The organism is Paenisporosarcina sp. P4_E4_2 (assembly GCF_056401595.1).
On sequence record NZ_JBFUJC010000171.1, the window covers coordinates 1 to 6,544 of the forward strand.

Annotated in this window: 5 protein-coding genes; 4 read left to right on the top strand and 1 reads right to left on the bottom strand. The window is 41.8% G+C overall.

Annotation, left to right across the window (positions count from 1 at the left end):
• The 4 genes from AC1DSB_RS12215 to gyrA form a co-directional block, all read left to right on the top strand.
• The coding region (locus tag AC1DSB_RS12215; protein ID WP_477586802.1) for a P-loop NTPase family protein at positions 1 to 344 on the top strand (344 nt) is incomplete at its 5' end.
• Positions 341 to 634, top strand: a complete 294-nt coding sequence (locus AC1DSB_RS12220; RefSeq protein ID WP_196930508.1) for a hypothetical protein — start codon at positions 341 to 343, stop codon at positions 632 to 634. The genes AC1DSB_RS12215 and AC1DSB_RS12220, both read left to right, overlap by 4 nt.
• 5 nt (positions 635 to 639) lie before the next feature.
• Entirely contained in the window at positions 640 to 2,565 is a 1,926-nt protein-coding gene (gyrB, locus tag AC1DSB_RS12225; protein ID WP_016428946.1) for a DNA topoisomerase (ATP-hydrolyzing) subunit B, read from the top strand.
• 78 nt (positions 2,566 to 2,643) lie between these two features.
• Complete coding sequence (gyrA, locus tag AC1DSB_RS12230) at positions 2,644 to 5,142, top strand: DNA gyrase subunit A (RefSeq protein WP_051123227.1); 2,499 nt, start codon at positions 2,644 to 2,646, stop codon at positions 5,140 to 5,142.
• A gap of 352 nt (positions 5,143 to 5,494) precedes the next feature.
• On the opposite strand, the gene AC1DSB_RS12235 is transcribed toward gyrA, so the two are convergent.
• A partial coding sequence (locus AC1DSB_RS12235; protein ID WP_477586803.1) for an MDR family MFS transporter occupies positions 5,495 to 6,544 on the bottom strand: 1,050 nt, incomplete at its 5' end.

Here is a 6,544-nt window from a genome sequence, read left to right on the forward strand (position 1 = left end):
GTGTAACATTAACCGGTCCTCACCGGGATGATTTGCAGTTTTTCGTTAATGGCTATGACGTGCAAACTTATGGTTCTCAAGGACAACAACGTACAACTGCATTGTCACTTAAACTTGCAGAGATCGAATTAATCAAACAAGAAGTCGGGGAATCACCGGTATTGTTGCTGGATGATGTGCTATCCGAACTTGATGACTACAGACAATCTCATTTATTAAATACCATCCAGGGAGAAGTTCAAACCTTCGTTACCACAACAAGTGTGGATGGCATCGATCATGAAACGATTACGCAAGCCGCAATATTTAATGTGAAGCAAGGACATGTTGAAGGAGGAGCGTGAGTGTTTTGTATGTGGTTATCGGCAAGACCATTGTCGTCAAGTACAGCGAAATCCTCACGATATTAGATTTTCGCGAGATAAAGGATGAGACGGAGCGGGACTCGTGGCTGCAAAATCCACGTACACGATGCTTGGTAGAAATACCACGTGTAAAGTCTTTAATCGTCACTCCTTTTTTAACGTATGCATCACCTCTTAGTCCGCAGAACATCGTAAAGAAATTTATTCAATTCCCAGGGGCAAGTCCCCTTCAGAACAATAGCGATAAGACAGTAGGAAAGAGCAGGTGAGCTAAATGGCGATGGAAGAAAAAGAACTGCAATCTTATGATGCTGATCAGATACAAGTATTAGAAGGTTTGGAAGCGGTACGTAAACGTCCAGGAATGTACATTGGTTCGACGAGTTCAAAAGGACTTCACCATCTTGTATGGGAAATCGTAGATAATGCAATTGACGAAGCCTTGGCTGGTCATTGTGATGAAATTGCCATCACAATCGAGAAAGACAATTGGATTAAAGTTGATGATAACGGTCGCGGAATCCCTGTCAGCAATCATGAGAAAATGGGACGTCCAGCGGTTGAAGTCATTATGACTGTATTGCATGCCGGCGGTAAATTTGGCGGTGGCGGATACAAAGTTTCTGGGGGTCTACATGGTGTTGGTGCCTCAGTAGTTAACGCCCTTTCGGAAATAACGGAAGTATATGTTCATCGTGATGAAAAGCTTCATTACATCAAATTTGAGCGTGGTGCAGTAACAAAAGAATTAGCGATTGTTGGAGAAACTGACAAGACTGGTTCTACTGTCCGTTTTAAAGCGGATCCAGAAATTTTTACCGAAACAACAGTCTACGAATATGATATTTTAGCAAACCGCTTACGTGAGCTAGCTTACTTGAACCGCGGTTTGAAAATTATCATTTCGGACGAGCGTGAAGAAGAAGTGCGCACGAACACTTACTATTACGAGGGTGGTATTAAGTCGTACGTTGAGCACTTGAATAAATCAAAAGAGCCGATTCATGACGAACCGATTTATATCGAAGGTGAAAAAGACGGCATTTCAATTGAAATCGCTATGCAATATAACAGTGGTTACTCGTCTAATATTTTCTCATTCGCGAACAATATCAATACGTATGAAGGCGGTACGCACGAATCTGGCTTTAAAATGGCGTTAACGCGCGTAATTAATGATTACGGACGCAAAAACAACATGATCAAAGATGCCGACACGAATTTAACAGGTGATGATGTGCGTGAAGGATTGACTGCCATTGTGTCAGTCAAACATCCAGATCCACAATTTGAAGGACAAACGAAAACGAAATTAGGAAACTCTGAAGTGAGCACAATTACGAATTCATTGTTTTCGGAAGCGTTTGAACGTTTTATGCTGGAGAATCCATCGGTTGCCCGTAAAGTCATTGATAAAGGATTAATGGCTGCACGTGCACGGGTTGCAGCGAAAAAAGCGCGTGAATTCACACGCCGTAAGTCCGCTTTGGAAGTATCAAGTTTACCTGGTAAACTCGCTGACTGTTCTTCTCGTGTTCCTGCAGATAGTGAACTGTATGTAGTAGAGGGTGACTCTGCCGGCGGTTCAGCAAAATCAGGACGTGATCGTCATTTCCAAGCGATTTTACCGCTAAAAGGGAAAATTTTGAACGTGGAAAAAGCACGTTTAGATAAAATTTTATCGAATACTGAAATCCGTGCGATCATTACAGCTCTTGGAACGGGTATCGGTGACGAATTTGCGTTGGAAAAAGCACGTTATCATAAAATCGTCATTATGACGGATGCCGATGTAGATGGTGCCCACATCCGAACTTTATTATTAACTTTCTTATTCCGTTTCATGCGTCCGTTGATTGAAGCGGGTTATGTATATATTGCTCAGCCTCCATTGTTCCAGATTAAACAAGGGAAAAATGTGGAGTATTGTTATTCAGATAAGCAACTAGCAGAAATCCTGGAGCGCTTGCCAAAACAACCAAAACCAGTTATTCAACGTTACAAAGGTCTTGGAGAGATGGATGCGACTCAATTATGGGATACAACAATGGATCCAGCCGTTCGTACTTTGTTGCAAGTAAACTTAGAAGATGCGATTGATGCAGATGAAACATTTGAACGTTTGATGGGGGACGAAGTAGAACCTCGCCGTCAATTCATCGAAGAAAATGCAATTTATGTGAAAAACTTGGATATTTAATACCCCAAGTGAAGGGAGGTCGCCTGCGTGACGAATATAGCAAATGATGGAGTTAGAGGAATTAATATCAGTACAGAGATGAAAACGTCATTTCTTGACTATGCAATGAGTGTTATTGTTCAACGAGCTCTTCCAGATGTTCGGGACGGTTTAAAACCTGTTCATCGCCGTATTTTATATGCGATGCAAGATTTGGGGAATACGGCAGAAAAACCGTACAAAAAATCTGCTCGTATTGTTGGAGACGTAATTGGTAAGTACCATCCACATGGTGATACGGCCGTTTATGACACAATGGTTCGAATGGCGCAACACTGGAGTTATCGTTATATGTTAGTAGATGGTCACGGAAACTTTGGATCAGTTGATGGAGATGCGGCGGCAGCAATGCGTTATACCGAGTCCCGTATGTCGAAAATCGCGATGGAATTACTGCGTGATATCAACAAAAACACAATTGACTTCAAAGATAATTATGATGGCCAAGAAAAAGAACCGATTGTCCTACCAAGTCGTTATCCAAACTTATTGGTAAACGGTACGTCAGGGATTGCAGTTGGTATGGCAACAAATATTCCGCCACATCATTTGGGTGAAACCATTGAAGCTGTGTTGGCACTTGCTGAAAATGAAGCCATCACTACTGAAGAGCTAATGGAAATCATTCCAGGTCCTGATTTCCCAACTGGTGGTATTATTTTAGGACGAAGCGGCATTCGTCGTGCTTATGAAACTGGGCGTGGATCTGTCATTATCCGCGGTAAAGTTGAAATTGAACAAAAATCGAATGGCAAGGAAGTCATTTTAGTTCATGAACTTCCATTCCAAGTGAACAAGGCTCGCCTTATCGAAAAAATCGCGGAACTTGTGCGCGATAAGAAAATTGACGGCATTACAGATCTTCGCGATGAGTCAGACCGTAACGGAATGCGCATCGTCATTGAAGTCCGTAAAGACGCCAATGCTAACGTTCTATTAAACAATTTATATAAACAAACAGCTCTTCAATCAAGCTTTGGTGTGAATATGCTGGCGCTTGTCGATGGTCAGCCAAAAGTACTTGGCTTGAAAGAGATTTTATATCATTATTTAGAGCACCAAAAAGTCGTCATTAAACGACGTACACAGTTTGAACTGACAAAAGCGGAAGACCGAGCTCACATTTTAGAAGGTCTTCGTATCGCTTTGGATCATATTGATGAAATCATTGCATTGATCCGTAGTTCACAGACGGGAGAAGAAGCAAAACAAGGATTAATTGCTCAATTCAACTTGTCTGAACGTCAAGCCCAAGCAATTCTTGATATGCGTCTTCAACGTTTAACTGGTTTGGAACGCGATAAAATTGAAGAAGAATACAAGGAACTTCAAAAACTGATTGCAGAACTTCGAGCGATTTTAGCGGACGAATTGAAAGTTATTCAAATCATTCGTGAAGAGTTGAATGAAGTCAAAGAGCGTTTCAGCGATAAACGACGTACGGAAATTACTGCAGGTGGCGCTGAAATGATGGAAGACGAAGATTTGATTCCACGTGAGAACTCTGTTCTGACTTTGACTCATAATGGATACATTAAACGTCTGCCAGTAAATACGTATCGTAGCCAAAAACGTGGTGGACGAGGCGTACAAGGAATGGGTACGAATGAAAATGATTTCGTCGAACATCTCCTATACACTTCTACTCACGATACCATCCTGTTCTTTACCAACACAGGTAAGGTGTATCGTGCGAAAGGATACGAAATTCCTGAGTACGGTCGTACAGCTAAAGGATTGCCAATCGTCAATTTATTAGGTGTCGATAAAGAAGAGAAAGTTACCGCAATGATTCAGATGGCATCATTTGAAGACGATGCGTACTTCATCTTTACCACGCGTCTGGGTGTAACGAAACGTACGCCAGTCAGTGGATTTGCCAATATTCGAGCGAACGGTCTTATCTCAATCTCTTTAAGAGACGACGATGAGTTGATTTCTGTGCGATTGACCGATGGGAAAAAACACATCATCATCGGAACTCGTAATGGTATGCTCGTACGTTTTGAAGAAACAGATATCCGTTCAATGGGACGTACAGCATCTGGCGTTCGAGGAATTCGATTACGTGAAGACGATCACGTCGTAGGTATGGAAATCCTGGAGCCAGGTCAGGAAGTATTGGTAGTGACGGAGAATGGTTACGGAAAACGTACACCTGAAGAGGAGTATCGTTTGCAGTCTCGTGGTGGAGTTGGTATTAAGACAAGCCAAATCACCGATAAAACTGGTCCATTATCCGCAGTTAAAGCGGTTGATGGTTCAGAAGATTTGATGCTCATCACGATTAATGGAATGTTAATTCGAATGGATGTTAACAGCATTTCTATCACTGGCCGCAGCACGCAAGGTGTTCGCTTGATTCGTTTAGGCGATGATGAACTTGTGGCAACTGTCGCAAAAGTAGAGAAAGCTGAAGATGAAGAAGAATTTGATGAAGATGGTGAAGAAAGCACAACTTCAATAGTTGATGGAGAAGAATCAACAACTGAAGCAAGTGAAGACTTACCGACAGAATCAGATTCATCAGAAGAATAATAGAAGGACTAAGGTGCATATGCGCCTTAGTCCTTTTTTTATGACTTGACTCTGTTAACTTTTTGAGTAGAGAGAATCGGCTCTCTTTCCGCGGACGAAGCTAGTGCAGCGATGCAACGTACTTTCATGTTTCGAAGCTAGCGTAGCGATGCAGAAACAGAAACAGAAACAGGAGCACAAGTTTTTAGGTTTTTCCGCAGGAAAGAATAAGACAAAAACTTTTGGCCCTATTCTTTGCGACGAGTAACCGCAGGAGCAAAAGGTTTGTCGCAGATTCCCTTCCTATCAACAACATCATCATTTAACTGAGYCTATGACTTAATTACGTATCTACTTCAACAGTAGTTTTCTTTCATTGCTCCACTGCCTGCAGAAGTTGTGCTTTTTGCTTTTCAAGAATGTGCAGATTCCCCAAGTAGTAAAAGAAAATGCTGCACAAAATAATGACTGCGATTACAGAAAACAAGAAATCCCCGCCGAAGTCCTGAAGTAACCATCCACCAAGAACAGGACCAGTGAAATTTCCAATGGACCGAAACTGGCCAGCCCCAAAGTAAGTTCCTTTTCGATTCTCGGGTGCAATTTGATCAATAAAGACACTGGTGGATGGGAAAATGAAAATTTCACCTATGGTGACAATTGCCATTGCAATCATCATGCCAATTGCTGTGGTAGCAAAACCAAAACTTGCAAACCCGATAGCAAAGAAAAGACTCCCTAGTATCATGACACGGAGAACCGGCCATTTTTCAGTAATCAAACTTAAAGGAACTTGCAAAATGATAACGAGAATTGCATTGAGTGCAATGAGCTTAGCAAAAAGTGCTACCCCATCAGAAAACGACTGTTGTATGTACTGAGGTAAGTTCGAATCAATTTGCGAGTAGCCAACATTTATCAAGATGCCGCCAATAATAAATACGAGTAATGTTTTATCTTTCCACGTTACCATCAGCGTATCCATCAATGGCAATTGATGAACAGGCGTTACATGTGTAATTGAATGACGATTTAACATGATGAACAATGTGCTTCCATATAGAAGGTACATCAAACCCGTCAGTAAAAAAGGCAAAGAAGAAGAAAATTGTGCTACATACACCCCAAGAAGCGGACCAAGGGAAGCACCAATGTTAATCGCGGTATATCTTAATGAGAATACACGCTTCCTTTGTTGTGGCGAAGTTAAATCTGCCATCATCGCCTGGGATGATGGTTCAAAGAATGAACGGCAAAGACCATTTAAAGCATTTAGTGCCATAAACACGCCAATATGCGAAGCTTGAGAAAATCCGAAATAGACTAATCCCCAAACAAGTATGGTCCATAGCATGACCTTCTTCCGGCCATAACGATCTGAAAAGTAACCCCCAATGAATCCCCCTATGGTTCCGGTTAAAGG